Genomic DNA, 26,889 nt, shown 5'->3' with positions numbered 1-26,889 from the left:
GGCATCCACCTTGTGTTCGAGAGCGCTCACAGTTTGCCCGCCAGCACGTCGGACAGATCGGCGACGTCGGTCAGCAGCCGCGATGCGGCGCGGACCAGCGGCACCGCCAGAATAGCGCCGGTGCCTTCGCCGAGCCGCATGTCGAGATCCAGCAGCGGCGACGCCTGCAGCGCCTCGAGCGCGAGGCTGTGGCCGCGCTCGGCAGAGCGATGCGCGAACACGCAATAGCCGCGCGCGTCCGGCGCAAGCCGGACCGCGAGCAGCGCCGCGGCGGTGGCGATGAAGCCGTCGATGATCACCGGGCGGCGCTGCGACGCCGCGCCGAGCACGGCGCCGGCCATCATGGCGATTTCCAGCCCGCCGAATTCGCACAGCACCTCGAACGGCGCGGTCGCATCGCTGCGCGCGGCGGCCTTCTCGATCGCGGCGCGCTTCTTCGCCAGGCCGGGCGCGTCCTGTCCGGCGCCGACGCCGATGCAATGATCGAGCGGCGCCGGCGCCAGCCGATGCAGCAGCAGCGACGACGACGCGGTGTTGCCGATGCCCATCTCGCCGAGCGCGATGATGTCGGCGCCGGCCTTGATCTCGGCGATTGCCAGCTCGCTGCCCCGGGCCAGCGCCAGCGCGGCCTGTGCGATGGTCATCGCCGGCTCGCACGCCGCGTTGCCGGTGCCTTTGCGCACCTTGGCGTCGATCAGGTCGGGGTGCGCCGGCAGGTCGGCCGCGACGCCGGCGTCGATCACCCGGACGTCGACATGGGTCGCGGCGGCGAACGCATTGGCGCAGGCCCGGCCGGCCAGATAGGTCATCACCATCGCCACCGTCACGGCGGACGGATATTGCGAGACGCCCTCTTCGGTCAGCCCGTGATCGCCGGCGAACACCATCAGCACCGCATTGTCGCCGCGCGGCGGCGCCGGATGCCGCATCGCGCCGAGTTCGACCGCGAGATGCTCGATCCGGCCGAGCGAGCCCGGCGGCTTGGCCTTGCCGTCGACCCGCGCCCGCAGGGCGGCGCGCAGGGCGCGGTCCACCGGCATGATCGGCGGCGCCTGCCAGGCAACGAGAGTGTCGGTCTGCATCGGGGTCCCCTGCTTCGTGACGCCGGGCAACTGACTCGTCCCGGGGCCGCACGTCAACATTACCTTCGCGTGGTTGACCGCGACGGATGCCACAGCTAGCGTGGCCGGCGATGGTCCTTCCGCGAGGAAGGTGAAAAGGGAATCCGGTGCGCGAACGCTCTGCATTGAGCGATCTCAATCCCGGTGCTGCCCCCGCAACTGTAAGCGACGAGCCCGCGCCTCGGCCACTGGGATTCCTCTAAGGACTCCTGGGAAGGCGGCGACAAGGGCAGCGACTCGCGAGCCAGGAGACCTGCCATCGCGAATTGTGCTTTGGCGGCGTCGGGGCGGGGTGCACCGGACGGAAAGCAGGGCGGTGGCGCCATTCGCCACCCCGCGCGATCCGACAAAGCTCGAAGCCGCAAGGCGTGCCGAGAGCGAGGGCATGAATTTCAGCCCGGACGACAGACCTACCACCGCGCAAGGCGTTGAACCAACCGACGCACCGGCCTGCCCCACCGGGCCGGTGATGATCAGCGTTTGCACCAGTTGCAAGGCTTCCGACGGCGGCAACGCCGGCGCGCCGCTGCTCGACGCGATCCGGGCCGCGCTCGGCGCCGCCGCCGATCTGCAGGTGCGGCCGGTGCAGTGCCTCGGCGTCTGCAAGCGCCCGGCCACCGTCGCGGTGTCGAGCGCAGACGGCTACAGCTTCCTGTTCGGCGATCTTTTGCCCGACAGCGGCGCCGAGGCGGTCGCCGCCTTCGCCGCCGCCTATCGGGACAGCGATTTCGGCCTGGTGCCGTGGCGGCAGCGCGCCGAGGTGCTGCGCAAGGGCATGGTGGCGCGGCTGCCGCCGCTGCGCTGGTCGCCCGCCGACGGGCGCGCCCCGTCATGACCACACTCCTCTCCACGCTGGTGCTCGGCGGCGCGCGCTCCGGCAAATCGGTGTTCGGCGAAAAGCTGGTCGCCGACAGCAGCCTTTCGAAGATCTATCTCGCCACCGCGACCCGCAGCGACGACGAGATGACCCAGCGCATCGCGCATCATCGTTCTCGCCGCGGTGACGGCTGGACCACGATCGAGGAGCCGCTGGCGCTGGTCGATGCGCTGACCCGCGAGGCCGGCCGCGGCCGCGCCGTGCTGGTCGACTGCCTGACGCTGTGGCTGTTCAACCTGATGGAAGCCGGCCGCGATCCCGAGGTCGAGGCCAAGCGGCTGACGCGTTTTCTCGGCGTCGCCGCCGCGCCGATCGTGCTGGTCTCCAACGAGGTCGGGCTCGGTCTCGTGCCGGAAACCCCGCTCGGCCGCGCCTTTCGCGATGCCCAGGGCCGGCTCAACCAGACCATCGCCGCCGCCGTCCCCCATGTCGTGTTCGTCGCAGCCGGCCTGCCGCTGTGGCTGAAGCAGGAGAGCTGATCATGTCCGCCCGTGTCCCCGTCACCGTGCTCACCGGCTTTCTCGGCGCCGGCAAGACCACGCTGCTGCGCGCGCTGCTCAATCAGTCGAGCGGCCGCCGCATCGCCGTGATCGTCAACGAATTCGGCGACGCCGGCTTCGACGGCGCGCTGGTCGAGGATTGCGGTGACGCGGTCTGCGCGCCCGGCGACATCGTCGAACTCACCAATGGCTGCATCTGCTGCACCGTGGCCGACGATTTCATTCCGACGATGGAGAAGCTGTTGAATCGCGAGCGCCCGCTCGACGCCATCGTGATCGAGACCTCCGGGCTGGCGCTGCCGCAACCCTTGCTCAAGGCGTTCGCCTGGCCCGCGGTGAAGACCCGCGCCACCGCCGACGGCGTCGTCACCGTGGTCGACGCGCTGGCGCTGGTCGAGGGCCGGATTCCGCTCGACGACGATCACGTCAAGGCGCTGCGCGACGTCAGCCATGACGACCCGATCGAAGAGGTGTTCGAGGATCAGCTCGCCTGCGCCGATCTGGTGGTGCTGTCGAAGGCCGATCTGGTGACGCCGGAACAACTCGCAGAGCTCGAGGCGAAGCTCAAGGCCAAGTTGCGGCCCAACGTCCGCATCGTGCCGTCGCACGGCGCGCTGGCCCCGTCGGTGCTGATCGGGCTCGGCTCCGCCGCCGAGGACGATCTCGCCGCCCGCGCCGGGCATCACGCCGAAGGCGAAGAGCACGACCACGACGATTTCGATTCGATCGTGGTGACGCCGCAGCCGGCGGACGATATCGACGCCATGCGCAGCCGCGTCGGCGCAGCGCTCGGCCTCGACGGCGTGCTGCGGGTCAAGGGCCATGCCCGGATCGCCGGCAAGCCGGCGCCGGTGGTGGTGCAGGCGGTCGGCACCCGCATCGACCTCGCCTTCGCCCGCCCCGACGCGCAGCGCGCCGACCATCTGGTGGTGATCGGCCTGAAAGGCTTCGACGCCGACGCCGCGCGGCGCGCGCTGGCGGGCGCGTAGCAGCATGCAAACCTCCCGGGCTCGTCATCCTGAGGCGCACGCCGTCTTCGGCGTGCCTCGAAGGACGACGAGCGTCGCGGCCCGCGGCCATCCTTCGAGGCGCGCAAGAAAGAGCGCGCACCTCAGGATGACGGCGGGATGCGTTGACGCGCACAGGTGCCCCGCATGCACCTGAAGCTCGACGCCAGCGCCGGCATCGACGACGGCGACGTCGCGCGCGATCTGCAGCAGGCGCCGGCCGAGATCGTGGTGCTGTCGGCGGCGGACACCGATCTGTCCGCCTTCGCCACGGCGCGGGCGACGCTGCCGGATGATTTCCCGAGCCTGCGGCTGACCAATCTGCTGGCGCTCGGCCATCCCGCCTCGGTCGATCTCTATGTCGAGCGCACGCTGCCACAAGCGAAGATCGTGATCCTGCGGATGCTCGGCGGCGAGGCCTATTGGCCGCACGGCGTCGAGAGCCTGCGCCGCGACGCCTTCGCGCGCGGCGCGCTGTTCGCCTGCATCCCGGGCGAAATGCACTGGAACGCCGACCTCGCCGCGCGCGGCAATGTCGACCCCGACGACGCGCATGCGCTGTGGCGCTATTGCACCGAGGGCGGCGTCGACAATCTGCAGCTGGCGCTGCGCTACGCCGCCTGGATGATCCTGCGCGGCGACCCGCCGCCGCCGCCGCGGCCGATGCCCGCCGCCGGCTTCTGGCCGACCGAGCCGCAACGCTCGCAGCGCAGCCGCGCGCTGGTGATTTTCTATCGCGCGCTCGCCGCCAGCGGCGACACCGCCGCGATCGCCGCGCTGCGCGGCGCACTCGATGCCCGCGGCCTCGACGTCGCCTGCCTCTATGTCACCAGCCTGAAGGATGCGCGCTCGATCGCCTTCCTGCGGAGCGCGCTCGCCGCCGCCCCGCCCGACATCATCATCAACGCCACCGCCTTCGCGACCGCGACCGCCACCGACGATGCCGGCGTGCTGGCGTCGGCGGATTGCCCGGTGCTGCAGATCGCGCAGGCCGGCATCAGCCGCGACAGCTGGCAGCAATCCAGCCGCGGCCTCAACCCGCGCGACCTGGCGATGCACGTGGTGCTGCCGGAAGTGGACGGCCGCATCTTCGCCGGCGCGGTCGCCTTCAAGCAGCGCGGCGACGACGACGGCGACACCGCGCCGACGATCTACCAGCCGCTCGACGACCGCATCGACGCCGCCGCCGATCTCGCCAAGGCCTGGGTGCGGCTGCGGCGGCTGCCGATCCGCAAGCGCCGCATCGGCATCGTGCTCGCCAACTATCCGAACCGCGACGGCCGGCTCGGCAACGGCGTCGGCCTCGATACGCCGCAATCGCTGTGCGACCTGCTGTTCGCGCTGCGCGCCGAAGGCTACGACACCGGCGATCTGCCGGCCGACAGCGCGGCGCTGATGCAGATCCTGCAGCGCGGCCCGACCAACGTGCTGGACGGGCGCGATCAGCGCATCGGCGGCGCCGCCTGGCCGATCGCCGACTACAAGGCCGCCTTCGCGACGTTTCCGGATGCCGTCCGCAACGCCGTGACCATGCGCTGGGGCCGGCCCGAGGCCGATCCGCACATCGCCGACGGCCGCTTCCGGCTCGGCCTGCATCGCTTCGGCAATATCCTGGTCGGGGTGCAGCCGGCGCGCGGCTACGGCATTGATCCGAAATCGAGCTTCCACGATCCGGACCTGCCGCCGCCGCATCATTACCTGGCGTTCTATCTGTGGCTGCGGCGCGAATTCGACGCCCATGCGGCGATCCATCTTGGCAAGCACGGCAATCTCGAATGGCTGCCCGGCAAGGGCGCCGGGCTGTCGCGCGACTGCTTTCCTGCCGCGCTGCTCGGGCCGCTGCCGCATCTGTATCCGTTCATCGTCAACGATCCGGGCGAGGGCATCCAGGCCAAGCGCCGCACCGCCGCGGTGATCGTCGATCATCTGACGCCGCCGATGGCCCGCGCCGAACTGCACGACGAGATGGCGCGCATGGAGGCGCTGGTCGATGAATACGCGCTCGCCGCCGATCTCGATCCCAAGCGCGCCGACGTCATCGCCGAAGACATCCTGTCGCTGGCGCGTGCGACGCGGCTCGATGCCGATGTGGCGATCGATCGCCAGACCCCGACGCTGGACGCGCTGCGCGCGATCGACGCGCATCTGTGCGACCTCAAGGAGATGCAGATCCGCGACGGCCTGCACATCTTCGGCCGCACCCCGCAGCCCGCGCAGCGCGACGAGCTGCTGGTGTCGATCGCGCGACTGCCGCGCTCCGACCTGAAGCCGCAGGACGCCTCGCTGCATCGCGCGCTGGCGACGGATCTGGGCCTGACCGATGCGCAGGGCGGCGCGTTCGATCCGCTGACCCGCGATCTGGCCTCGGACTACACCGGCCCGCGCCCGGCGATGCTCGCCGATCTCAGCGACAGCCTTTGGCGCACCACCGGCGACACCGTCGAGCGCATCGAATTATTGGCGTCTCGTTTCGTCACGGCTCTTCCACGAGCACAGCCCAACCCTCTCCCCTTGCGGGAGAAGGTGGCACCGACGCAGTCGGTGCCGGGTGAGGGGTCGCAGCACAACGAGAGTCAGCCCCCCCTCACCCGGCCGAGCTTCGCTCGGCCACCCTCTCCCACGAGGGGGGAGGGTGAAGAAGCCTGGCCCCATGCCCAGCCGGTTCTCGACTGGATCGCGGCCTCGCTGCGTCCCGCGATCGAGGCCTGCGGCGACGCCGAGCGCGATGCGCTGCTGCGCGGGCTCGGCGGCCGCTTCGTCCGGCCCGGCCCGTCCGGCGCGCCGACCCGCGGCCGCCCCGATGTGCTGCCCACCGGGCGAAACTTCTTCGCGGTCGACGTCCGCGCGGTGCCGACGCCCTCGGCCTGGCGGATCGGCGCGCTCGCGGCCGAGCGGCTGGTCGAATCCTACTGGCAGGCCGAGGGCCAGTGGCCGCGCGCGATCGCGCTGTCGGCGTGGGGCACCGCCAATATGCGCACCGGCGGCGACGACGTCGCGCAGGCGCTGGCGCTGATCGGCGCGCGCCCGACCTGGGAGGACGCGACCGGCCGCGTCACCGGCTTTGCGGTTCTGCCGCTGTCGGAACTGAAGCGGCCCAGAATCGACGTCACCTTTCGCGTCTCCGGCCTGTTTCGCGACGCCTTCCCGGTACAGATCGACCTGATCGCCAGCGCGGTGGCGGCGGTCGCGGCGCTCGACGAACCGGATGACGCCAATCCGATCGCCGCCCATGTCCGTGCCCGCACCGCCGAACTCGTGAACGCCGGCCTCGACGCCACGCACGCCCGGCAGCAGGCGACCTTCCGCGTGTTCGGCTCGAAACCCGGCGCCTACGGGGCGGGGCTGCAGGCGCTGATCGACGACGGCGGCTGGGACAGCCGCGGCGATTTCGCCGACGCCTATCTGGCCTGGGGCGGCTACGCCTATGGCGCCGGCCGCGAGGGTGACGAGGCCCGCGACGCCTTCGCCGCGCGGCTGAAAGCGACCCAGCTCGTCGCCCAGACCCAGGACAATCGCGAGCACGATATCCTCGACTCCGACGATTACTACCAGTTCATCGGCGGCCTCGCGGCCACCGTCGAGACGCTGAGCGGCGCGGCGCCGAAGATCGCCCATGTCGACACGTCGCGCCCCGAAGCGCCGCTGTCGCGGACGCTCGCGCACGAAATCTCCCGCGTGGTCCGCGGCCGCGCCGCCAATCCGAAATGGATCGCCGGCGTGATGCGGCACGGCTACAAGGGCGCCTCCGAGATCGCCGCGACCGTCGACTATCTGTTCGGCTTCGCCGCCTCGACCGACGCGGTCGGCAGCCATCATTTCGATCAATTGTTCGCCGCCTATCTCGACGACGAAAAGGTGCGCGACTTCATGCGCGACGCCAACCCGGCGGCGTTGCGCGACACCGCCGAACGCTTCGCCGAGGCGCTGCGGCGCGGGCTGTGGACGCCGCGCAGCAACCACGCCGCCGACCTGCTCGCCGAGTTGTTACTTCAGAAGGAATCCGCATGACCGACGCCGCGCCCGATCGCGACGACAACGCCCGCCACGCCGAGAAGGCGAAGAAGCGCAAGGCCGCTCACGACAAGAAGCTCGAAGGCATGGTCGCCGACAAGGGGCTGCTGATCGTCCACACCGGCACCGGCAAGGGCAAGACCTCGGCCGCACTCGGCATGGTGTTCCGCCACATCGGCCACGGCATGCCGGTCGGCGTGGTGCATTTCACCAAATCGGAGAAGTGGGACACCGGCGAGGCCAAGCTGCTGGCGCAGTTTCCCGATCTGGTGACGCTGCACATCATGGGCGAAGGCTTCACCTGGGAGACCCAGGACCGCGAACGCGACGTCGCCGCCGCCCGCGCCGGCTGGGAGCGCGCCAAGGAGCTGATCCGTGACGACCGCCATCGCATGGTGCTGCTGGACGAACTCAACATCGTGCTGCGCTACGACTATCTGCCGATCTCCGAAGTGATCGCCTTCCTGCTCGACGAGAAGCCCGCCGACAAACACGTCGTCATCACCGGCCGCAACGCCAACCCGGCGCTGATCGAGATCGCCGACCTGGTGACCGAGATGACGCTGGTGAAACATCCTTTCCGCAGCGGCGTGAAAGCGCAGAAGGGCGTGGAGTTTTGAGCGCTCACGTGGCACCGCGCGTCTCTTACCCTCCCCCTTGCGGGGAGGGTGGACGGCCGCAGGCCGGCCGGGTGGGGGTACCCCGAGCACCGTGCTCGCGGCACCCCCACCCCGGCCTCCGCTTCGCTCGGCCGACCCTCCCCGCAAGGGGGAGGGGTTACATGGGCGCCGTGCTCACATGACCCCCACCCCCGCGCTGATGATCCAGGGCACCTGCTCCAATGCCGGCAAGTCGACGCTGGTGGCGGGGCTGTGCCGGGCGCTGGTGCGGCGTGGACTACGCGTCGCGCCGTTCAAGCCGCAGAACATGTCGAACAACGCCGCCGTCACCGCCGATGGCGGCGAGATCGGCCGCGCCCAAGCGGTGCAGGCGCGCGCAGCGAAGCTGCCGCCGAGTGTGCACATGAATCCGGTGCTGCTGAAACCCGAGACCGACACCGGCGCGCAGGTGATCGTGCAGGGCCGGCGCTTCGGCCGGCTCGGCGCCAAAAACTTTCTGGACAAGAAGGCGGCGCTGCTGCCGCACGTGCTGGACAGCTTCGCGCGGCTGGCCCGCGACGCCGATATCGTGCTGATCGAGGGCGCGGGCTCCCCGGCGGAAATCAATCTGCGCGCCGGCGACATCGCCAATATGGGCTTCGCGCTGGCCGCCAATGTCCCGGTGGTGATCGCCGGCGACATCGAACGCGGCGGCGTGATCGCCAGCCTCGCCGGCACCCATCTGGTGCTCGACGACGACGAACGCGCGCTGGTGCGCGGCTATCTGATCAACAAATTCCGCGGCGACGTTCGCCTGTTCGACCACGGCCTGACCGCAATCACGCAGCTGACCGGCTGGCCGTCGCTCGGCGTGGTGCCGTGGCTGCCGCAGGCGGCGCTGCTCCCGGCCGAGGACGCGGTCGATCTCGACCGCGCCCGCGCCTCCGAAGCGACGCGCATCATCGCGGTGCCGATGCTCGCCCGCATCGCCAATTTCGACGACCTCGATCCGCTCGGCATGGAGCCCGGCGTCAGACTGGTGTTCGTGCCGCCGGGCCAGCCGATTCCGGCGGAAGCCAGCGTGGTGATCATCCCCGGCAGCAAATCGACGCTGGGCGACCTCGCCTTCCTGCGCGCGCAGGGCTGGGACATCGACATCGCCGCCCATGTCCGCCGCGGCGGCCATCTGCTCGGCCTGTGCGGCGGCTATCAGATGCTCGGCCGCTCGATCGCCGATCCCGACGGCCTCGATGGCGCGCCCGGCACGGTCGACGGCCTCGGACATCTCGATATCACCACACTGATGCAGGGCGACAAATCGACCACGCTGGTCGGCGGCACGCATGTCGCCACCGGCGCGCCGGTCGAGGGCTACGAGATCCACCTCGGACGCAGTTCAGGCCCCGACTGCGCGCGGCCGGTGGTGACGATCGACGGCCGCCCCGACGGCGCGATCTCGCGGGACGGCCGGGTGCAGGGCACCTATCTGCACGGCCTGTTCGCCAGCGACGCCTTCCGCAAGGCCTGGCTCGCCGGCCTCGGCATCGCCTCCGAGCTTGCTTACGACGCGCAGGTCGAAGCCGCGCTCGACGCGCTGGCCGATCACCTCGACGCGCATCTCGACATCGACGCGCTGCTGACGATCGCGCGGTCGCGTCAGAGCACCAATGCCAGCGCCGCGTAGATCAGCGCCTGCAAGACGCAGGCGGCCAGCAGCAGCCGCAGCGCACGGCCGATATCGGCCGGCGTCGCGGCGACGCGGCCTTCGGCATTGAGCGGCGGATCGTCCACCACCCGGCCGCCATAGATGCGCGGCCCCGCCAGCGCGACGCCGAGCGCGCCGGCCATCGCGGCTTCCGGCCAGCCGGCGTTCGGCGAGCGATGCTTGCGCGCGTCGCGGCGCATCACCGCGAAGGCCCGCTTGATCGCGCCGCCCGCGACCGGCGCGAGTGCGGCGATCAGCACGCCGGACAGCCGCGCCGGGATCAGGTTCAGCCCATCGTCGAGCCGCGCCGCCGCCCAGCCGAATGAGCGATGCGTCGGCGTCAGATGGCCGATCATCGAATCCGCAGTGTTGACGACCTTGTAGATCAGCAGCCCCGGCAGCCCGAACAGCGCCAGCCAGAACACCGGAGCCACCACGCCGTCGGAGAAATTCTCGGCGCAGGATTCGATCGCCGCGCGGCAGACCCCGGTCTCGTCCAGTACCTCCGGATCGCGGCCGACGATCAGCGACACCTTCTGGCGTGCCGCCGCGAGCCCGCCCTCGGCGAAGGCATCGCGCACCCGGGCGACGTGTTCGTACAGACTGCGCTGCGCGATCAGCGTCGACGCCAGCACGCCGACCGCGATCCAGCCGCCCCAACTCTGCCGCAACGGCGCCTGCAGCAACACGCCGAGGCCGCCGGCGAGCCCGACCAGCAGCCCCACGGCCAGAATGCCGGCGAGTTTGCGCCGCCCCTCGGACCAGGCGTCGCGATTGAGCGCGCGATCGAGCCGGCCGATCAGCGCGCCCATCAGCACCACCGGATGCGCCATCCGCTTCCACAGCCAGTCGGGATCGCCGATCAGCGCGTCGATCAGCAGCGCCACCAGCACGATCAGCAGCGCGTTCGAGTCGATCAACATGTCAGCGCTCCAGCCGCGTCAGTTCGGTGGTCAATCGATCGAGCGCATCGGCCAGCATCGGCCCGCCGCACACGGTGAGATTTTCCGGAATCGTGAGGCGCTTCGACGGCGGAAACAAGCCTTCGAGCGCCGGGTGCAGCACGAAGGCGCGGCCTTCGTCCTCGGCGAAATCGCTCGCCTCCGACACCAGCAGATAGTCCGGCCGCAGGCTCACCACCGCTTCGAGCGAGGCGAAGCCGCCGAGCCTGATGCCGAGCCCATCGGCGGCGTTGACCAGCCCCACCGTCGCCAGCAACGACGTGATCAGGCTGCCGCTGCCCGACACCCAGCCACGCCGCTCCAGCGGCAGCACGCGAAACGGCTTGTCGGACGTGGCTTTCCGCGCCCGCGCGATGGCGGCGTCGATCCGTGCATTGGCGGCGGCCGCGCGATCCGGATGGCCGACCAGGTCGCCCATCATCGTGATCTGCGCCCTCGCCTCGTCGAGCGTGCGCGCCGCGTCGAATTCGACGACGCGCTGGCCCTGCTGCTTCAGGAATTCCCGCGTCGCCCGCCGCGTGTAGCGGCCGCCGACGACGATGTCGGGTTTTAGCATCAGCACGTCTTCGGCCTCGCCCGACAGCTTCGGAAACCGTCCGGCCTGAGCGGCCAGATAGGATTGCGCCGCGTCGCGCGCATAGGGGCTGAGACCGAGGATCTGATCCGGATCGGCGAGCGCGATCAGCAACTGATCGGTGCAGACATTGATCGATGCGAGCCGCGGCCGCGGCGCGGCGATCGCCGCGGTCGACAGAGCCGCGATCAACGCCGGCGCGAGCGCGAGCCACGCGCGGGCGCGCATCGGTCAGACCCCCGCCCAGGGCAGGATCACGCCGCTGTCCTGATAGTCCGCCCGATAGGCGCTGACGCGAAACACCTGCCGCAGCACGTCGTCCGACAGCGCCTGATGCGGCGTGCCCTGCGCCGCTAGCCGCCCGGCCGCCATCACCAGAACCGTGTCGGCGAAGCGCGCCGCGAGGCCTAGATCGTGCGTCACCACGATCACCAGCGTGCCGGCATCGGCCGCCTGCCGCAGCGTCCGCATCACGTCGAGCTGATAGCGCGGATCGAGCGACGCAGTCGGCTCGTCCGCCAGCACCACCGGCGCCTCGACGGCGAGGACGCGCGCCAGCGCGACGCGGCTGCGCTCGCCGCCGGAGAGTTCGGTGACGTTGCGATCGGCGAACGGCTCGGTTTCGGTGATCCGCATCGCCCGCGCGACCGCCTCGGCGTCGCGCGGCGACAACCGCGCCGGATCGGTGGCGCCGTGCGGAAACCGGCCGAGCGCGACCACGTCGCGCGCCGGCAGCGGCCAATGCACCAGATGGCCCTGCGGCAGATAGCCGAAGCGGCGCGCCCGTTCTCGCAATGGCAGCGCCGCCAGCGCGTCGCCGCCGATCGTCACCTCGCCGCTCGCCGCGATCAGTCCGGCCAGCGCGCGCAGCAGCGTGGTCTTGCCCGCGCCGTTCGGCCCGACCAAAGCGACCAGATGGCCGCGCGCGAGATCCAGCGAGACGCCGTGCAGCACCTGCCGGCCGGACAGCGCGACGCCGAGGTTTCGCGCGGCGAGGAAGCCGTGTCCGCTCATGCGACGCCTCCGCCCAGCGCGCGGCGCTCGCGCATGATCAGATACAGGAAGAACGGCACGCCGATGATCGAGGTCAGCACGCCGACCTTGATGTCGGTGGTCGACGGAATGATCCGCACCGCGATGTCGGCGGCGAGCAGCAGCGCGGCGCCGGCGAGCGCGCTCGGGATCAACAAGCGCGCCGGATCGTGGCCGATCAGCGGCCGCACCAGATGCGGCGCCACCAGGCCGATGAAGCCGATCGTGCCCGACACCGACACCGCGCCGCCGACGCCGAGCGCCGTGCCGGCGATCACGATCAGCCGCAGGCGCGCGACGTCGACGCCGAGACTCTGCGCGGTTTCCTCGCCGAGGCTGAGCGCCCGGAACGCGGCGCGCTGGCTGAACAGCAGCGCGGCGCCTACGACGATGAAGGGCAGCGCCAATGCGACGTGGCGGAAGCTGCGGTCCTCCAGCGAGCCGAGCAGCCAGAACGCGATTTCGAGGCTGGCGAACGGATTGTTCGACAAATTCATCACCAGCGCGGTCGCCGCACCGGCGAGGCTCGAGATCGCCAGTCCCGCGAGGATCAGCAGCAGCAGGCTGGCGCTGCGGCCGGCGACCGTGAGCAGCACGAACACCGAGACGAACGCCATGGTGATGCCGGCGACCGGCAACGCATAGGAGCGGACATCGGCCCAGCCCAGCGCAATGATCAGCACGGCGCCGAACGCCGCCGATTGCGGCGCGCCGAACAGCGACGGCGACGCCAGCGGATTGCGCAGCAGGCCCTGCAGCGCCGCGCCGGACAGGCCGAGAATGCCGCCGATCGCCAGCGCCAGGATGGCGCGCGGGAGGCGAATCTGCTGCACGATGATCTGCTGCACCTCGCCGCCACGGCCGATCAGCGCATCGATCACGGCGAGCGGCGACAGCTTCACCGGGCCGACGCCGAGCGAGCCGAGCGCGAGCAGGCCGACCACGATCATGAGCGCGGCCGTGACCGCCGCCGCGCGTGACGCGGGATTTGGACGCATCGTCATATGGCGGTCATTTCTGCACGACGGGCGCGCGTTCGTCGAGCCGGTGATAGCCATTGGCGCGGTAGATGATGGTCGAGACGATCCAGCTCGCGACGAACAGGCCGACGATGCCGTAGCCGAGCACGCCGAGATTCTCGTTGAGCTCGGAGATCCACTCCCAGAACGCGCCTTCGAGATGCAGCCGCCCGCCCAGCAGCCCGAGCGTCTCGATGCCGCCGATCACGATCGCGACCAGCACCGAGACCGAGGTGATGGTCATGTTGTAGTACAGCTTGCGCACCGGGTTGCGATACGCCCAGCCATAGGCGCCGAGCATCAGCACGCCGTCGAGCGTGTCGACCAGCGTCATGCCGGCGGCGAACAGCGCCGGAAACACCAGGATCGACCAGTGCGAGATCGACCCCGAGGCGTTGGCGGCGAGGCCGAACAGGCTGATCTCGCTGGCGGTCTCGAAGCCGAGCGCGAACAACAGCCCGATCGGATACAGATGCCAGCTCTTGGACACGAAGCGGAACAGCGGCCGGAACAGCCGCGCCAGCCAGCCGCGCTGCTGCAGCAGCGCGTCGATGTCGGCGTCGTGAACCACTTCGCCGGCACGAACTTTCTTGAACGCGCGATAGACACCGCTCAGCACCACCAGATTCGCGATCGCGATCGCGAACAGGAACAGCGCGGAGGCCGAGGTGCCGATCACGCCGCCGATCTCGCGATAGCCGGAGAACCGCTCGGTCAGCGAATTGGCCGCCAGCGCGATCGCCAGCGACGCCACCAGCACCACGGTGGAATGGCCGAGCGCGAAGAAGAAGCCGACCGCGACCGGCCGCTTGCCCTCCTGCATCAGCTTGCGGGTGACGTTGTCGATCGCCGCGATGTGATCGGCGTCGAGCGCGTGGCGCAGGCCGAGGCTGTAGGCGAGGACCGCGGTGCCGATCAGCACCGGCTGCCCGGCGAAGGCGGTCAGCGCCCAGGCCCAGGCGGCGATGTTGGCGATCACCAGCCCGCCGAGCAGGGCGACGAGCCGAAATCGAAATCCATCGGAAGCGGGCGAAACGGCGGTGGTGGGAGGAGGAATATCGCGGGCAATGGTCTCGGACATCGGGGTCCCCGAACGGTGAGCAGTTTCCTGTCACCCATGCGGCGGACCGCCCCAGCCGCGCGCACCGCACGCTGGAAGATGACGTGGCTCAGGCCGGTCTCCTGGCTCGCGGGTCGTCGCAATCCCTCGCCTTCCCGCGCCCGATCGGCGCAGTGGCATGATGAAGGATCGCTCGCCGCCTACAGTTGCGGGCGCAGCGCCGGCTTGGGGCACCGCCTGAGGCGCCCGGACCGGCTTCCCTGTGCCGGGAGACTCCCGGCACACCTGAACGGTTCGATAGGAGGGCGACGCACCTGCTTTGTCAATCGCCGCCTTGGTCGGGAGCGGTGCGCTTTACGCCGGCGTGCTGAGCTTGAGCCCGATCATGCCGGCAACGATCATCGTCAGGCACAGCATACGAACCGCGGTCGCCGGCTCGCCATACACGGCCATGCCGACCACGATGCTGCCGGCGGCGCCGATCCCGGTCCACACCGCATAGGCGGTGCCGAACGGCAGCGACTTCAGGGCAATGCTCATCAGGCCGAAGCTCGCGAGGATCGCCACCAGCGTGCCGAGCGCCGGCCAGAATCTGGTGAAGCCGTCGGAGTGCTTCAGGCCCACCGCCCAGACGATCTCCATGAGGCCCGCGGCAAGCAGCGCGAGCCATCCGCTCATGGCGAGCGGCGCCGCGACGGCAGCGTCAGCACAGCGGCCTGCGCGTAGCCGCGATAGGGCCGGTCGAATGTCAGCCCGGCGCCGATGCGCGCCGCGATCTGCATCAGCGTCGCTTCGAGCTCGTCGCGCGGGGTGACGTCGAACAGCGCCAGCCAACGGCGCAGCGCGCGGCGAACGAAGACCGGCAGACCGCTCTGGTCGCCGAAATCCACGATGTGCAATTGCCCGCCCGGCTTCAGGCTGGCGATCGCCCGCTCGATCACCGCGGTCCAGTCCGGGATCATCGACAGGCTGTAGGAGATCATCACCCGGTCGAACCCGATCGGCTGGCCGAACACCGCCTGCGCGGTGAAGTTGGTCGCGTCGCCATGGGCGACCTTCGCCGAACCGCTCAGCCCGGCGCGCTCGATCCCGCTGATCGCCGAGGTCAGCATCTCGGTCGACACGTCGAATCCATAGAAGCGCGCATTCGGGTACCGGGTCGCAGCCTCGATCAGATTGCGGCCGGTGCCGCAGCCGATTTCCAGCACGTTGTCGCCGGCGGCGGGGGCCAGTGCGGCGATCAGTTCGTCACGACCAAGAAGATAGTACCGGCGCGTGGCATCATAGATGTGCCGCTGATAGCGATACATCCGGTTCATGCGCGAGGTCGCGTCGACCGGCCAGGCCGACCGCGCAGCGACGTCGGAGTTGATCATGGTCACGGAGAGCGCCCTCGATCTGGAATCATCCGCCATTCATCGTCGTTTGCGACGACACGACGATGACAGCGACCGCTCCGTTCCGCGCGCCACTGTCGCAAAACTGCAGTGCACCGCGGCTATTCTCGAACGATTGCCGATTCGAGGGTGGTATGAATACGCAGCAGCTCATCGCGGATGCGGTCCGCAACAGCAAGGATCGTAGTGAGTCGACGATCTGGGATCGTCTGTTTTCGATCTGGTTCCGTCGTCTGGTCTATACCCAGATCTGGGAGGACCCCGAGGCGGATCTCGCTGCGCTGCAACTGCCGATCGGCTCGACCATCGTCACGATCTCGTCGGGCGGCTGCAACGCGCTGTCCTATCTCACCGCGAAGCCCGCCCAGGTGTTTGCGGTCGATCTCAACGAGGCGCATCTGGCGCTGCTGAAGCTGAAGCTCGCCGGACTGCGGGCGCTGCCGGACTACGAGCAGTTCTGGCGCTTCTTCGGCGAAGGCACTGCCGACGACAATTCCGATCTGTATCGGCAACGGCTGCGGCCGCAGCTCGACGGCGACGCGCGCAGCTATTGGGACGAGCGCGACTTCCGCGGCCGCGCGCGCTATCGCTACTTCACCGACGGCTTCTACCGTCACGGCGCACTCGGCAGCTTCATCGGCTTCGCGCATCTGCTGGCGAAGTTCGCCAAGATCGACCTGTCGGCCCTGCTCGAGGCGGCGCCGGAGTCGCCGGAGCGCCAGGCGGCGCTGCAACAACTCGACCGACTGTTCCACTCGCGCTTCGCCAAGCTATTGACGCGGACGCCCGCCCTGCTGTTCAGCCTCGGTATTCCGCCGCAGCAGCGCGAACTGCTCGGCGGCGACCAGCCGCTCAACGAGGTGCTGCATCAGCGGCTGCTGCGGCTGATCAACGTCTATCCGAACGAAACGAATTACTTCGCCTGGCAGGCGCTGAGCCGGCGCTATCCGGGCCCCGGCGACACCTGCCTGCCGCTGTATCTGCAGCGGAGCCGCTACGCGCAGATGCGCTCGGGCGCCGGCCTGATCATTCCGGTGCACCAGAACCTGCGCGTGTTCCTGGAAAATCTGCCCGCCCGGCAGATCGACGCCGTGGTGCTGCTGGATTCGCAGGACTGGATGGCGCCGGATGAAATCCGCGCGCTGTGGGACGCGATCGACCGGGCCGGCAAGGATTCCGTCCGCGTGATCTTCCGCACCGCGGGCGCCGAATCGCCGCTGGAAACCGAGCCGCTGGCGCCGCTGCGCGAGGTCTGGCGGCGTGACGCCGAGCGCAGCGCGCTGGGCTTCGATCGCGACCGTTCGGGGATCTATGGCGGTTTCCACTGCTACACACGACGCCCCGGCGCGAACTGATCGGACTGCGCAGCACGCGGTCTCTCGTCGAAACGCGGGCTCCGTGCGCAGCTCGCCCTCTCCCCAGCCCTCTCCCGCAAGCGAGCGGGAGAGGGGGCGGGCTGTGACTGCCTTGCCGAATGCCGCCTGATCGGGCAAGACTCGCGTCATATTTCGCAAGTTTGACGGGGCCGGTTTGATCGACAAGCTCGAGCTGCTGCTGGCGCTCGCCAAGGAACGCCATTTCGGACGGGCGGCGGAAGCCTGCGGCGTCACCCAGCCGACGATGTCGACCAGCATCAAACAGCTCGAGGAAATCCTCGGCGTGATGCTGGTGCAGCGCGGTTCGCGGTTCCTCGGCTTCACGCCGGAAGGCGAACGGACGCTCGACTGGGCGCGCCGCATCGTCGGCGATACGCGAGCGATGCGCCAGGACATCGGCGCCATGAAGGGCGAGCTGTCGGGGGAGCTCCGGATCGCCGCGATCCCCACCGTGCTGGGCATGGTGGCCTCGCTCACCACGCCGTTCCGCGCGCGCTATCCGAACGTGCGCTTCAGCGTGCTGTCCTGCACCTCGTCGGAAGTGCTCGGTCTGCTGGAGAATCTCGAGGCGGACGCCGGGCTCACCTATATCGAGAACGAACCGCTCGGCAAGGTGCACAGCATCCCGCTGTATCAGGAAAGCTACCGGCTGATCACCTCGCCCGACGGCATGTTCGGCGATCGCGATCAGGTGACCTGGAAGGAAGTCGGCCAGGTGCCGCTGTGCCTGCTGACCCCGAACATGCAGAACCGCCGCATCATCGACCGCGCGCTGCGCGAGGCCGGCACCGAGGCGCATCCGACCCTGACGTCGAATTCGATCATCGTGCTCTATACCCACGTCAAGACCGGGCGCTGGGCCAGCGTGATGCCCGCCAAGCTCGCCGAAACGCTCGGTCTCGGCGACGGCGTCCGCACCATCCCGATCGTCGATCCGATGGTGTCCTACAGCATCGGCCTGGTGGTGCCGCAGCGCGAGCCCTACACGCCGCAGGTTGCGGCGCTGATGCAGACCGCGCGCGACATCGCGCCGACGCTGCAGAGCTGATCAGCCTCTCCCGCTTCATTATCGTTTCCGTATCGCACCATTGGACAGCTTTATTGATTCTTTGAACAATTCTTATTCTCATCGGGCGAGCCACGACGACGAAGAGCGCCGATGCAGAATGAACCATGGGATCCGACCCGCGCCGCTGAGATCATCGCCGGGTTGACGCACAAGGAAGGGCCGACGCTGGTGATCCTGCACGCCTTGCAGGAGGCGTTCGGCCATGTGCCGGCGGCCGCCGAGCCGATGGTGGCGCAGGCGCTCAACCTGTCGCGCGCCGAAGTGCACGGCGTCCTCACCTTCTATCCGGATTTCCGCCGCACCCCGCCGGGCCGCCACGTGCTCAAGCTGTGCCGCGCCGAGGCCTGCCAGGCGGCCGGCGGCGACGCGCTCGCCGCGCGCGCCGAAACCCGGCTCGGCGTGACCTTCGGCGCCACCACGGCCGACGGCGCGGTGACGCTGGAGCCGACCTATTGCCTCGGCCTGTGCGCCACGGCGCCGGCGGCGATGCTGAACGAGCGCGTGATCGGCCGGCTCGATGCCGGCAAGCTCGATGCGCTGCTGACGGAGGCGCAGCCATGAGCCTGCGCGTCTTCATCCCGCGCGACTCCGGCGCGCTTGCGGTCGGCGCCGACGAGGCCGCGGCCGAACTCACCCGCGTCGCCCATGACCGCCACCTGCCGCTCGATCTGGTGCGGCCCGGTTCGCGCGGGCTGTATTGGCTGGAGCCGATGCTCGAAGTCGATACGCCGGCCGGCCGCGTCGCCTTCGGCCCGACCACAGCGGACGACGTGGCGTCGATCCTCGACGCGATTCTGTCGGATGGCGAGCATCCGCTGAAGCTCGGCCTCACCGAACAGATCCCCTGGCTGAAGCGTCAGACCCGCCTCACCTTCGTCCGCTGCGGCATCATCGATCCGCGCTCGATCGACGATTACCGGGCGCATGGCGGCTACAAGGGCCTCGAACGCGCGCTGAAGATGAGCTCGGACGCGATCATCGACGACATCGTCAAATCCGGCCTGCGCGGCCGCGGCGGCGCCGGCTTCCCGACCGGCACCAAATGGCGCACCGTGGCGCAGGCCGGCCGCGGCCAGAAATACATCTGCTGCAACGCCGACGAGGGCGACAGCGGCACCTTCGCCGACCGCATGCTGATGGAGGGCGATCCCTTCATGGTGATCGAAGGCATGACGATCGCCGGCATCGCGGTCGGCGCTACCCGCGGCTACATCTATATCCGCTCGGAATATCCGCATGCGGTCGAAGCCATGAATGCGGCGATCGAGGCGGCGCGCCGCACCGGCTATCTCGGCGATCACATCTGCCATTCGACCGACTCCTTCGACATCGAAGTGAGGGTCGGCGCCGGCGCCTATATCTGCGGCGAGGAGACCTCGATGCTGGAAAGCCTCGAGGGCAAGCGCGGCACCGTCCGCGCCAAGCCGCCGCTGCCGGCGCACAAGGGCCTGTTCGGCCGGCCCACCGTGATCAACAACGTGCTGACCTTCTCGGCGGTGCCGTACATTCTCGACGGCGGCGCGCAGGCCTATGCGGATTGCGGCATGGGCCGCTCGCGCGGCACCAAGCCGATCCAGCTCGGCGGCAACATCAGGCACGGCGGGCTGTTCGAGGTCGCGTTCGGCATCACGCTCGGCGAACTGATCGACGACATCGGCGGCGGCACGCTGAGCGGCCGCCCGGTGCGCGCCGTGCAGGTCGGCGGGCCGCTCGGCGCGTACTTCCCGCGTGCGCTGTTCGACACGCCGTTCGACTACGAGGCTTTTGCTGCGCGGAGCGGCATGGTCGGCCACGGCGGCGTGGTGGTGTTCGACGACACCGTCGACATGGCCAAGCAGGCGCGGTTCGCGATGGAGTTCTGCGCGATCGAATCCTGCGGCAAATGCACCCCCTGTCGCATCGGCTCGACCCGCGGCGCCGAGACCGTCGACAAGATCATCGCCGGCGACAGGCCTGCGGCCAACATCGCCGTGCTCGAAGACCTCTGCAACACCATGAAGTTCGGCTCGCTGTGCGCGCTGGGCGGACTGGCGCCGATCCCGGTGCTCAGCGCGCTGGCGCACTTCCCGGAAGATTTCGGCCTCGCGCCGCGCCGCCTGCAGGCTGCGGAATAAAGGACGCCCGATGGCTCTGGTTCACGAAACCGATTTCGGCACGCCGCGCTCGCCGTCCGAGACGATGGTGACGCTGACGATCGACGGCCGCAACGTCAGCGTGCCCGAGGGCACCTCGATCATGCGCGCCGCGATGGAGATCGGCACCGCGATTCCGAAACTCTGCGCCACCGACATGGTCGACGCGTTCGGCTCGTGCCGGCTGTGCCTGGTCGAGATCGACGGCCGCAGCGGCACGCCGGCGTCCTGCACCACGCCGGTCGCCGACGGGCTGGTGGTGAAGACCCAGACCGCGCGGCTGAAGCAGATCCGCAAAGGCGTGATGGAGCTGTATATCTCCGACCACCCGCTCGACTGCCTGACCTGCTCGGCCAATGGCGATTGCGAATTGCAGGACATGGCCGGCGCGGTCGGCCTGCGCGACGTGCGCTATGGCTATAGCGGCGAGAAGCACCCGAATCCGGGGCTCGATGAGTCCAACCCTTATTTCACCTACGATCCGTCGAAATGCATCGTCTGCTCGCGCTGCGTCCGCGCGTGTGAAGAAGTGCAAGGCACCTTCGCGCTGACCATCGCCGGTCGCGGCTTCGACTCGGTCGTCTCACCGGGCATGCAGGAGAGCTTCCTCGGCTCGGAATGCGTCTCCTGCGGCGCCTGCGTGCAGGCCTGCCCGACCGCGACGCTGAACGAGAAGAGCGTGATCGAGATCGGCACGCCGGAGCGCTCGGTGGTGACGACCTGCGCGTATTGCGGCGTCGGCTGCACCTTCAAGGCCGAGATGCGCGGCGAGGAAGTCGTCCGCATGGTGCCCTTCAAAGACGGCAAGGCCAATCGCGGCCATTCCTGCGTCAAGGGCCGCTTTGCCTGGGGCTACGCCAACCACAAGGAACGCATCCTCAACCCGATGATCCGCGCCAGCATCAGCGAGCCGTGGCGCGAAGTGAGCTGGGACGAAGCGTTTGCTTACGCAGCTTCGGAGTTGAAGCGGATCCAGGCCACATACGGCCGCGATTCGATCGGCGGCATCACCTCGTCGCGCTGCACCAACGAAGAAACCTTCCTGGTGCAGAAGCTGATCCGCGCCGGCTTCGGCAACAACAATGTCGACACCTGTGCCCGGGTCTGCCATTCGCCGACCGGCTACGGCCTCTCCACCGCATTCGGCACCTCGGCCGGCACCCAGGATTTCGACTCGGTCGAGCACACCGACGTGGTGATGCTGATCGGCGCCAATCCGACCGACGGCCACCCGGTGTTCGCCTCGCGGCTGAAAAAGCGGCTGCGCGCCGGCGCCAAGCTGATCGTGGTCGATCCGCGCCGGATCGATCTGGTGCGCTCGGCGCATGTCGAGGCGGCGCAGCATCTGCCGCTGAAGCCCGGCACCAACGTCGCGGTGCTGACGTCGATCGCCCATGTGATCGTCACCGAGGGACTCACCCACGAGGCCTTCGTGCGCGAGCGCTGCGACTGGAGCGAATACGAGCACTGGGCGGCGTTCGTGGCGCAGCCGGCCAATAGTCCGGAAGCGACCAGCGCGATGACCGGCGTCGATCCGCAGGCGTTGCGCGAGGCGGCAAGGCTGTACGCCACCGGCGGCAACGGCGCGATCTATTACGGCCTCGGCGTCACCGAGCACAGCCAGGGCTCGACCACCGTGATGGCGATCGCCAACCTCGCAATGGCCACCGGCAATCTCGGCCGGCCCGGCGTCGGGGTGAACCCGCTGCGCGGCCAGAACAATGTGCAGGGCGCCTGCGACATGGGCTCGTTCCCGCACGAACTGCCGGGCTATCGCCACATCTCCAGCGACGCGGTGCGCGAGAGCTTCGAGGCGCTGTGGGGCGTGACGCTGAACAGCGAGCCGGGGCTGCGCATCCCCAACATGCTCGACGCCGCGGTCGATGGTTCGTTCAAGGCGCTCTACGTGCAGGGCGAGGACATCCTGCAATCCGACCCCAACACCAGACACGTCGCCGCCGGGCTCGAAGCGATGGAATGCGTCATCGTGCACGATCTGTTTCTCAACGAGACCGCGAACTACGCGCATATTTTCCTGCCCGGCTCGACCTTCCTGGAGAAGAACGGCACCTTCACCAATGCGGAGCGCCGCATCCAGCGCGTCCGCAAGGTGATGACGCCGCGCAATGGGCAGGAGGACTGGGAAGTCACGCAGCGGCTCGCCAATGCGATGGGCTTTTCGATGAGCTACGAGCATCCGTCGCAGATCATGGACGAGATCGCGGCGCTGACGCCGACCTTTGCGGGCGTGTCCTACGACCGGCTCGAGCAGCTCGGCTCGATCCAATGGCCGTGCAACGAGCGCGCGCCGGACGGCACGCCGGTGATGCACATCGACGCTTTCGTCCGCGGCAAGGGCAAGTTCGTCATCACCGAATATGTCGCCACCGACGAGCGCACCGGGCCACGCTTCCCGCTGCTGCTGACCACCGGCCGCATCCTGTCGCAGTACAATGTCGGCGCGCAGACGCGACGGACCGCCAATACGGTGTGGCACGACGAGGACCGTCTCGAAATCCATCCGCACGATGCCGAGCAGCGCGGCGTCAGGGATGGCGATTGGGTGCGACTCGCCAGCCGCGCCGGCGAGACCACGCTGCGCGCGCTGATCACCGATCGGGTCGCGCCGGGCGTGGTCTACACCACGTTCCACCACCCGGACACGCAGGCCAACGTCGTGACGACCGAGTATTCCGACTGGGCCACCAACTGCCCGGAATACAAAGTGACGGCGGTGCAGGTGACGCCGTCCAATGGTCCATCGGAATGGCAGCGCGACTATGCCCAGCAGGCGGCCGCCGCTCGCCGGATCGCGACGCCTGCAGAGGCCGCAGAATGACGCTGCGCCCGACCGCCCACAGCCAGCCGACCCGGACCTGGCGCAATGGCCGGATGCAGGACGGCACCCGCGCCGTTCCGGAGGAGACGCCGGTCGCGATCAGCTACAATGGCGGCACCCACGCGGTGATGATGGCGACGCCGGCCGACCTCGAGGACTTCGCGATCGGCTTCAGCCTCGGCGAAGGCGTGATCGCAAACCCATCGCAGATCGACAGCTTGGAGATCGTGCCGCTCGACGACGGCGTCGAATTGCGGATGTGGATCGGCGGCGCCGAGGGCGAGCGGCTGCAGCAACGCCGCCGCCATATCGCAGGCCCCACCGGCTGCGGCCTGTGCGGCGTCGATTCGATCGCCGAAGCGCTACGCCCGGCGGCGATCGTGCATGCCGGCGGCCGGTTCTCGCCGCAGCAGATCATCGCCGCGATCGATGCGCTGCCGCCGCTGCAAGCGCTCAATATCGAAACCCGCGCCGTCCACGGCGCGGCGTTCTGGACGCCGGCGCGCGGCGTCGTCGCCTTGCGCGAGGACGTCGGCCGCCACAACGCGCTCGACAAGCTCGCCGGCGCGCTGGCGCGGCAGCAGATCGTCGCCCGGGACGGCATCGTGCTGCTCACCAGCCGCGTCTCGGTCGAAATGGTGCAGAAGACCGCCGCGCTCGGCGCGCCTTTGCTGGTCGCCGTCTCCGCACCGACCGCGCTGGCGGTGCGGATGGCGAACGCCGCCGGCATCACGCTGGCCGCGATCGCGCGCGCCGACGGCTTCGAAGTGTTCACCCATCCCGGCCGGATCAGCAGCGGGACGAGCGAGGGAGCCGCCGATGTCGCCTGAGCGGCTGGTCCATATGGCCAATCAGATCGGCACCTTCTTTCGCAGCCAGGGTGCCGACAAGGCCGTGCCCGGTATCGCCGAACATCTGAAGAAATTCTGGGATCCGCGGATGCGCAAGGCGATCGTCGCGCATCTCGACGCCGGCGGCGAAGGCCTCGCGCCGGACGTCCGCGCGGCCGTGGAAGCGCTGCGGCCGCCGGCCGAGTAGTCGACGGCGGCGGCGATCCGCCCGCCCGACTTGGTCGGTCGATTCAGACGTCATCACCATGCCGACGCGACCGCCTTGCGGCACGGAACCTCCATGCGTTCGCCGACGGGGATCCCGCAGGCGCGGGAACGAATTCGCGCAATGCTCGTCAACACCGCGCGGCCTGCGCGTGGCGCTCTTCCCGTCGAAGCCACGTCCTCGGCAGCTCCGCGCGTCCCTTCCATCATGCACGCGCCGGACCACCGGCAGCGCCAGAGGCCCCATGGCTACCAAGAAGTCCTCCCCCAAGAATTCCGATACGACCTCCGCGACCATCGCCGATGCCAGTATCCAGCGCGGCCAGGGCGGCGAGACCCATCAGGTCGCCGGCGGCAAGACGCCGGTCCTGACCACCCGCCAGGGTGTTCCGGTCAGCGACGATCAGAACAGTCTGAAGCTCGGCCTGCGCGGGCCGACGCTGATGGAGGATTCTCACTTCCGCGAGAAGATCTTCCACTTCGATCACGAGCGGATTCCGGAGCGCGTGGTGCATGCCCGCGGCTTCGGCGCGCACGGCTTCTTCGAGGCCTATGAATCATTGGCCGATATCACCCGCGCCGACATCTTCCAGCGCGCCGGCGAGAAGACGCCGGTGTTCGTGCGGTTCTCGACGGTCGCCGGCAACAAGGGCTCGGCGGATCTGGCCCGCGACGTGCGCGGCTTCGCGGTCAAGTTCTACACCAAGGAAGGCAATTGGGACCTGGTCGGCAACAACATCCCGGTGTTCTTCATCCAGGATGCGATCAAGTTTCCGGACCTGATCCACGCCGCCAAGCAGGAGCCCGACCGCGGCTTTCCGCAGGCGCAGACCGCGCACGACAATTTCTGGGACTTCATCTCGCTGATGCCGGAATCGATCCACATGGCGCTGTGGATCATGTCCGATCGCACCATCCCGCGTTCGTTCCGCTTCATGGAAGGTTTCGGCGTGCACAGCTTCCGGCTGATCAATGCCGACGGCAAGTCCACCTACGTCAAGTTCCACTGGAAGCCCAAGCTCGGCCTCCAATCGGTCGCCTGGAACGAGGCGGTGAAGCTCAACGGCGCCGATCCGGATTTCCATCGCCGGGATCTGTGGGACGCGATCCAGACCGGCAACTACCCGGAATGGGAGCTCGGCCTGCAACTGTTCGACGACGCCTTCGCGGACGAATTCGACTTCGACATTCTCGACGCCACCAAGATCATCCCGGAAGAGCTGGTGCCGATCCGTCGCGTCGGCCGGCTGGTGCTGGACCGCACCGTCGACAATTTCTTCAACGAGACCGAGCAAGTCGCGTTCCAAACCGGCAACATCGTCCCCGGCATCGACTTCACCAACGATCCGCTGCTGCAGGGCCGCAACTTCTCCTATCTCGACACGCAATTGAAGCGGCTCGGCAGCCCGAACTTCAACGACCTGCCGATCAACGCGCCGAAGTGCCCCTTCCACACCTTCCAGCAGGACGGGCATATGACGCTGAACAATCCCAAGGGCCGCGCCAACTACGAGCCGAATTCGTGGGGCGCCGAGGGCGGACCGCGCGAGACGCCGAAGGGCTTCCAGACTTTTCCGGAAGAAATCACCGGCGAGAAGCGGCGCGCGCGCGCCGAATTATTCGCCGATCACTACAGCCAGGCGCGGCAGTTCTACATCAGCCAGACCGACATCGAGCAGACCCACATCAAGGATGCATTTGTCTTCGAACTGAGCAAGGTCGAGCGGCCCGACATCCGCACGCGCGTGCTGTCGCATCTGGTCAATGTCGATGAAGGTCTCGCCGCAATGGTCGCCGACGGACTCGGCATGGACGTGCCGGACGCTGCCGAACCGGCACGCGAGATCATCGCCGATCTCGAGCCGTCGCCCGCGCTCAGCATCCTGATGAACGGACCGAAGGACTTCTCGGGCCGCAAGATCGGCGTGCTGGTCAGCGACGGTACCGATGCCAAGCTGCTCGCGGCGCTGCAGGCCGCAGCCGCGAAGCACGATGTGCTGATCGAACTCGTGGCGCCGAAGGTCGGCGGATTCGAAACTTCAGATGGCGAGCGGATGCCCGCCAAGCAGAAGATCAATGGCGGGCCGTCCGTCCTGTATGACGCGGTCGCGATCCTCGTCTCCGAAGAGGGCGCGGCGCTGCTGCAGGGCGAGGCGACGGCACGCGACTTCGTCGCCGACGCCTTCGCGCACGCCAAGTTCATCGCCTATGTCGACACCGCGCAGCCGCTGCTCTACAAGGCCGGCGTCGAACCGGACGGAGGCTTCCTCGCCTTGAGCAAGCCGGCGGATGCCGAGCGCTTCATCAAGCTCTGCGGCAAATTGCGGTTCTGGGAGCGCGAAGCGTCCGTTCACGCGGTGTAGCTGTACTACACATCATGCTCACGAAAATCGGCCGGCGAACCCGGCCGATGTTTTCGTTGGGGCAGGCATGGTTCAGAGACGCATTGTGCAAGCGACTCCGCAACGAAACGGCCGTGCCATTCCGTTCGACGGAATGGAAGAATCCGCTCGCGACGGCGGCCGGGTTATTCTAGACAGCAAGGTGACCTTTC

General features: G+C 68.8%; 22 protein-coding genes and 2 riboswitches. Of the genes, 14 read left to right on the top strand and 8 right to left on the bottom strand.

The window, feature by feature from the left end; translation table 11 throughout:
• Window positions 1-26: 26 nt before the first annotated feature.
• On the bottom strand, window positions 27-1,082 hold the full coding sequence (gene cobT / locus RPB_RS03775; RefSeq protein ID WP_011439642.1) for a nicotinate-nucleotide--dimethylbenzimidazole phosphoribosyltransferase: 1,056 nt from the start codon (window positions 1,080-1,082) through the stop codon (window positions 27-29).
• A gap of 94 nt (window positions 1,083-1,176) precedes the next feature.
• Window positions 1,177-1,396, top strand: a riboswitch (cobalamin riboswitch).
• 41 nt (window positions 1,397-1,437) lie between these two features.
• Between cobT and RPB_RS03770 the strand changes: the two genes are divergently transcribed.
• From RPB_RS03770 to RPB_RS03745, 6 genes are all read left to right on the top strand, one after another.
• Window positions 1,438-1,956 (top strand): DUF1636 domain-containing protein, encoded by a 519-nt coding sequence (locus tag RPB_RS03770; RefSeq protein ID WP_245258306.1) that lies wholly within the window; start codon window positions 1,438-1,440, stop codon window positions 1,954-1,956.
• Window positions 1,953-2,477: a bifunctional adenosylcobinamide kinase/adenosylcobinamide-phosphate guanylyltransferase gene (gene cobU, locus RPB_RS03765; protein ID WP_011439640.1), complete on the top strand. Its 525-nt coding sequence runs from the start codon at window positions 1,953-1,955 to the stop codon at window positions 2,475-2,477. The genes RPB_RS03770 and cobU overlap by 4 nt, the downstream gene beginning before the upstream one ends.
• Window positions 2,478-2,479: 2 nt before the next feature.
• On the top strand, window positions 2,480-3,487 hold the full coding sequence (cobW, locus tag RPB_RS03760) for a cobalamin biosynthesis protein CobW (RefSeq protein WP_011439639.1): 1,008 nt from the start codon (window positions 2,480-2,482) through the stop codon (window positions 3,485-3,487).
• A gap of 165 nt (window positions 3,488-3,652) precedes the next feature.
• Complete coding sequence (cobN, locus tag RPB_RS03755; RefSeq protein WP_011439638.1) at window positions 3,653-7,513, top strand: cobaltochelatase subunit CobN; 3,861 nt, start codon at window positions 3,653-3,655, stop codon at window positions 7,511-7,513.
• Entirely contained in the window at window positions 7,510-8,136 is a 627-nt protein-coding gene (gene cobO, locus RPB_RS03750) for a cob(I)yrinic acid a,c-diamide adenosyltransferase (RefSeq protein WP_011439637.1), read from the top strand. Before cobN ends, cobO begins: the two co-directional genes overlap by 4 nt.
• 178 nt (window positions 8,137-8,314) lie before the next feature.
• Window positions 8,315-9,799 carry a cobyric acid synthase gene (locus RPB_RS03745; protein WP_011439636.1) on the top strand — a complete coding sequence of 495 codons (1,485 nt, stop codon included), beginning with the start codon at window positions 8,315-8,317 and terminating at the stop codon, window positions 9,797-9,799.
• On the opposite strand, the gene cbiB is transcribed toward RPB_RS03745, so the two are convergent.
• The 7 genes from cbiB to RPB_RS03710 all read right to left on the bottom strand — a co-directional run bounded on the left by cbiB (window position 9,772) and on the right by RPB_RS03710 (window position 15,843).
• Complete coding sequence (gene cbiB / locus RPB_RS03740; RefSeq protein WP_011439635.1) at window positions 9,772-10,743, bottom strand: adenosylcobinamide-phosphate synthase CbiB; 972 nt, start codon at window positions 10,741-10,743, stop codon at window positions 9,772-9,774. The genes RPB_RS03745 and cbiB overlap by 28 nt on opposite strands.
• 1 nt (window position 10,744) lies before the next feature.
• The gene (locus RPB_RS03735; protein WP_011439634.1) at window positions 10,745-11,584 is read right to left on the bottom strand and encodes an ABC transporter substrate-binding protein; all 840 of its coding nucleotides are present in this window, start codon (window positions 11,582-11,584) and stop codon (window positions 10,745-10,747) included.
• Window positions 11,585-11,587: 3 nt separating this feature from the next.
• Window positions 11,588-12,370, bottom strand: coding sequence for an ABC transporter ATP-binding protein (locus RPB_RS03730; protein WP_011439633.1), 783 nt, complete (start codon window positions 12,368-12,370; stop codon window positions 11,588-11,590).
• Window positions 12,367-13,392 (bottom strand): FecCD family ABC transporter permease, encoded by a 1,026-nt coding sequence (locus RPB_RS03725; RefSeq protein WP_011439632.1) that lies wholly within the window; start codon window positions 13,390-13,392, stop codon window positions 12,367-12,369. Before RPB_RS03725 ends, RPB_RS03730 begins: the two co-directional genes overlap by 4 nt.
• Window positions 13,393-13,399: 7 nt before the next feature.
• On the bottom strand, window positions 13,400-14,488 hold the full coding sequence (locus tag RPB_RS03720; protein ID WP_011439631.1) for a HoxN/HupN/NixA family nickel/cobalt transporter: 1,089 nt from the start codon (window positions 14,486-14,488) through the stop codon (window positions 13,400-13,402).
• Between the two features lie 74 nt (window positions 14,489-14,562).
• Window positions 14,563-14,771, bottom strand: a riboswitch (cobalamin riboswitch).
• A 50-nt stretch (window positions 14,772-14,821) separates the two neighbouring features.
• On the bottom strand, window positions 14,822-15,145 hold the full coding sequence (locus RPB_RS03715; protein WP_011439630.1) for a DMT family transporter: 324 nt from the start codon (window positions 15,143-15,145) through the stop codon (window positions 14,822-14,824).
• Window positions 15,142-15,843: a class I SAM-dependent methyltransferase gene (locus RPB_RS03710; protein WP_245258352.1), complete on the bottom strand. Its 702-nt coding sequence runs from the start codon at window positions 15,841-15,843 to the stop codon at window positions 15,142-15,144. Before RPB_RS03710 ends, RPB_RS03715 begins: the two co-directional genes overlap by 4 nt.
• A gap of 155 nt (window positions 15,844-15,998) precedes the next feature.
• Here RPB_RS03710 and RPB_RS03705 point away from each other — a divergent pair, with 155 nt between their 5' ends.
• The 8 genes from RPB_RS03705 (at window position 15,999) to RPB_RS03670 (ending at window position 26,698) form a co-directional block, all read left to right on the top strand.
• Window positions 15,999-17,219 carry a DUF3419 family protein gene (locus RPB_RS03705; protein ID WP_011439628.1) on the top strand — a complete coding sequence of 407 codons (1,221 nt, stop codon included), beginning with the start codon at window positions 15,999-16,001 and terminating at the stop codon, window positions 17,217-17,219.
• 175 nt (window positions 17,220-17,394) lie between these two features.
• Window positions 17,395-18,288 carry a LysR family transcriptional regulator gene (locus RPB_RS03700; protein WP_011439627.1) on the top strand — a complete coding sequence of 298 codons (894 nt, stop codon included), beginning with the start codon at window positions 17,395-17,397 and terminating at the stop codon, window positions 18,286-18,288.
• Window positions 18,289-18,399: 111 nt separating this feature from the next.
• Complete coding sequence (locus RPB_RS03695; RefSeq protein ID WP_011439626.1) at window positions 18,400-18,870, top strand: formate dehydrogenase subunit gamma; 471 nt, start codon at window positions 18,400-18,402, stop codon at window positions 18,868-18,870.
• The gene (locus tag RPB_RS03690) at window positions 18,867-20,423 is read left to right on the top strand and encodes a formate dehydrogenase beta subunit (protein WP_011439625.1); all 1,557 of its coding nucleotides are present in this window, start codon (window positions 18,867-18,869) and stop codon (window positions 20,421-20,423) included. The genes RPB_RS03695 and RPB_RS03690 overlap by 4 nt, the downstream gene beginning before the upstream one ends.
• A 10-nt stretch (window positions 20,424-20,433) precedes the next feature.
• Window positions 20,434-23,280 (top strand): formate dehydrogenase subunit alpha, encoded by a 2,847-nt coding sequence (fdhF, locus tag RPB_RS03685; RefSeq protein ID WP_011439624.1) that lies wholly within the window; start codon window positions 20,434-20,436, stop codon window positions 23,278-23,280.
• Window positions 23,277-24,110 (top strand): formate dehydrogenase accessory sulfurtransferase FdhD, encoded by an 834-nt coding sequence (gene fdhD, locus RPB_RS03680; RefSeq protein WP_011439623.1) that lies wholly within the window; start codon window positions 23,277-23,279, stop codon window positions 24,108-24,110. Before fdhF ends, fdhD begins: the two co-directional genes overlap by 4 nt.
• Window positions 24,100-24,318 carry a formate dehydrogenase subunit delta gene (locus RPB_RS03675; RefSeq protein WP_011439622.1) on the top strand — a complete coding sequence of 73 codons (219 nt, stop codon included), beginning with the start codon at window positions 24,100-24,102 and terminating at the stop codon, window positions 24,316-24,318. Before fdhD ends, RPB_RS03675 begins: the two co-directional genes overlap by 11 nt.
• A 262-nt stretch (window positions 24,319-24,580) precedes the next feature.
• Entirely contained in the window at window positions 24,581-26,698 is a 2,118-nt protein-coding gene (locus RPB_RS03670) for a catalase (protein ID WP_011439621.1), read from the top strand.
• Window positions 26,699-26,889 lie beyond the last annotated feature (191 nt).

The organism is Rhodopseudomonas palustris HaA2, from assembly GCF_000013365.1.
GTDB classification, from domain to species: domain Bacteria; phylum Pseudomonadota; class Alphaproteobacteria; order Rhizobiales; family Xanthobacteraceae; genus Rhodopseudomonas; species Rhodopseudomonas palustris_J.
Note: the sequence above shows the minus strand (reverse complement) of the source record. Positions and strands in the feature narration are given on the sequence as shown.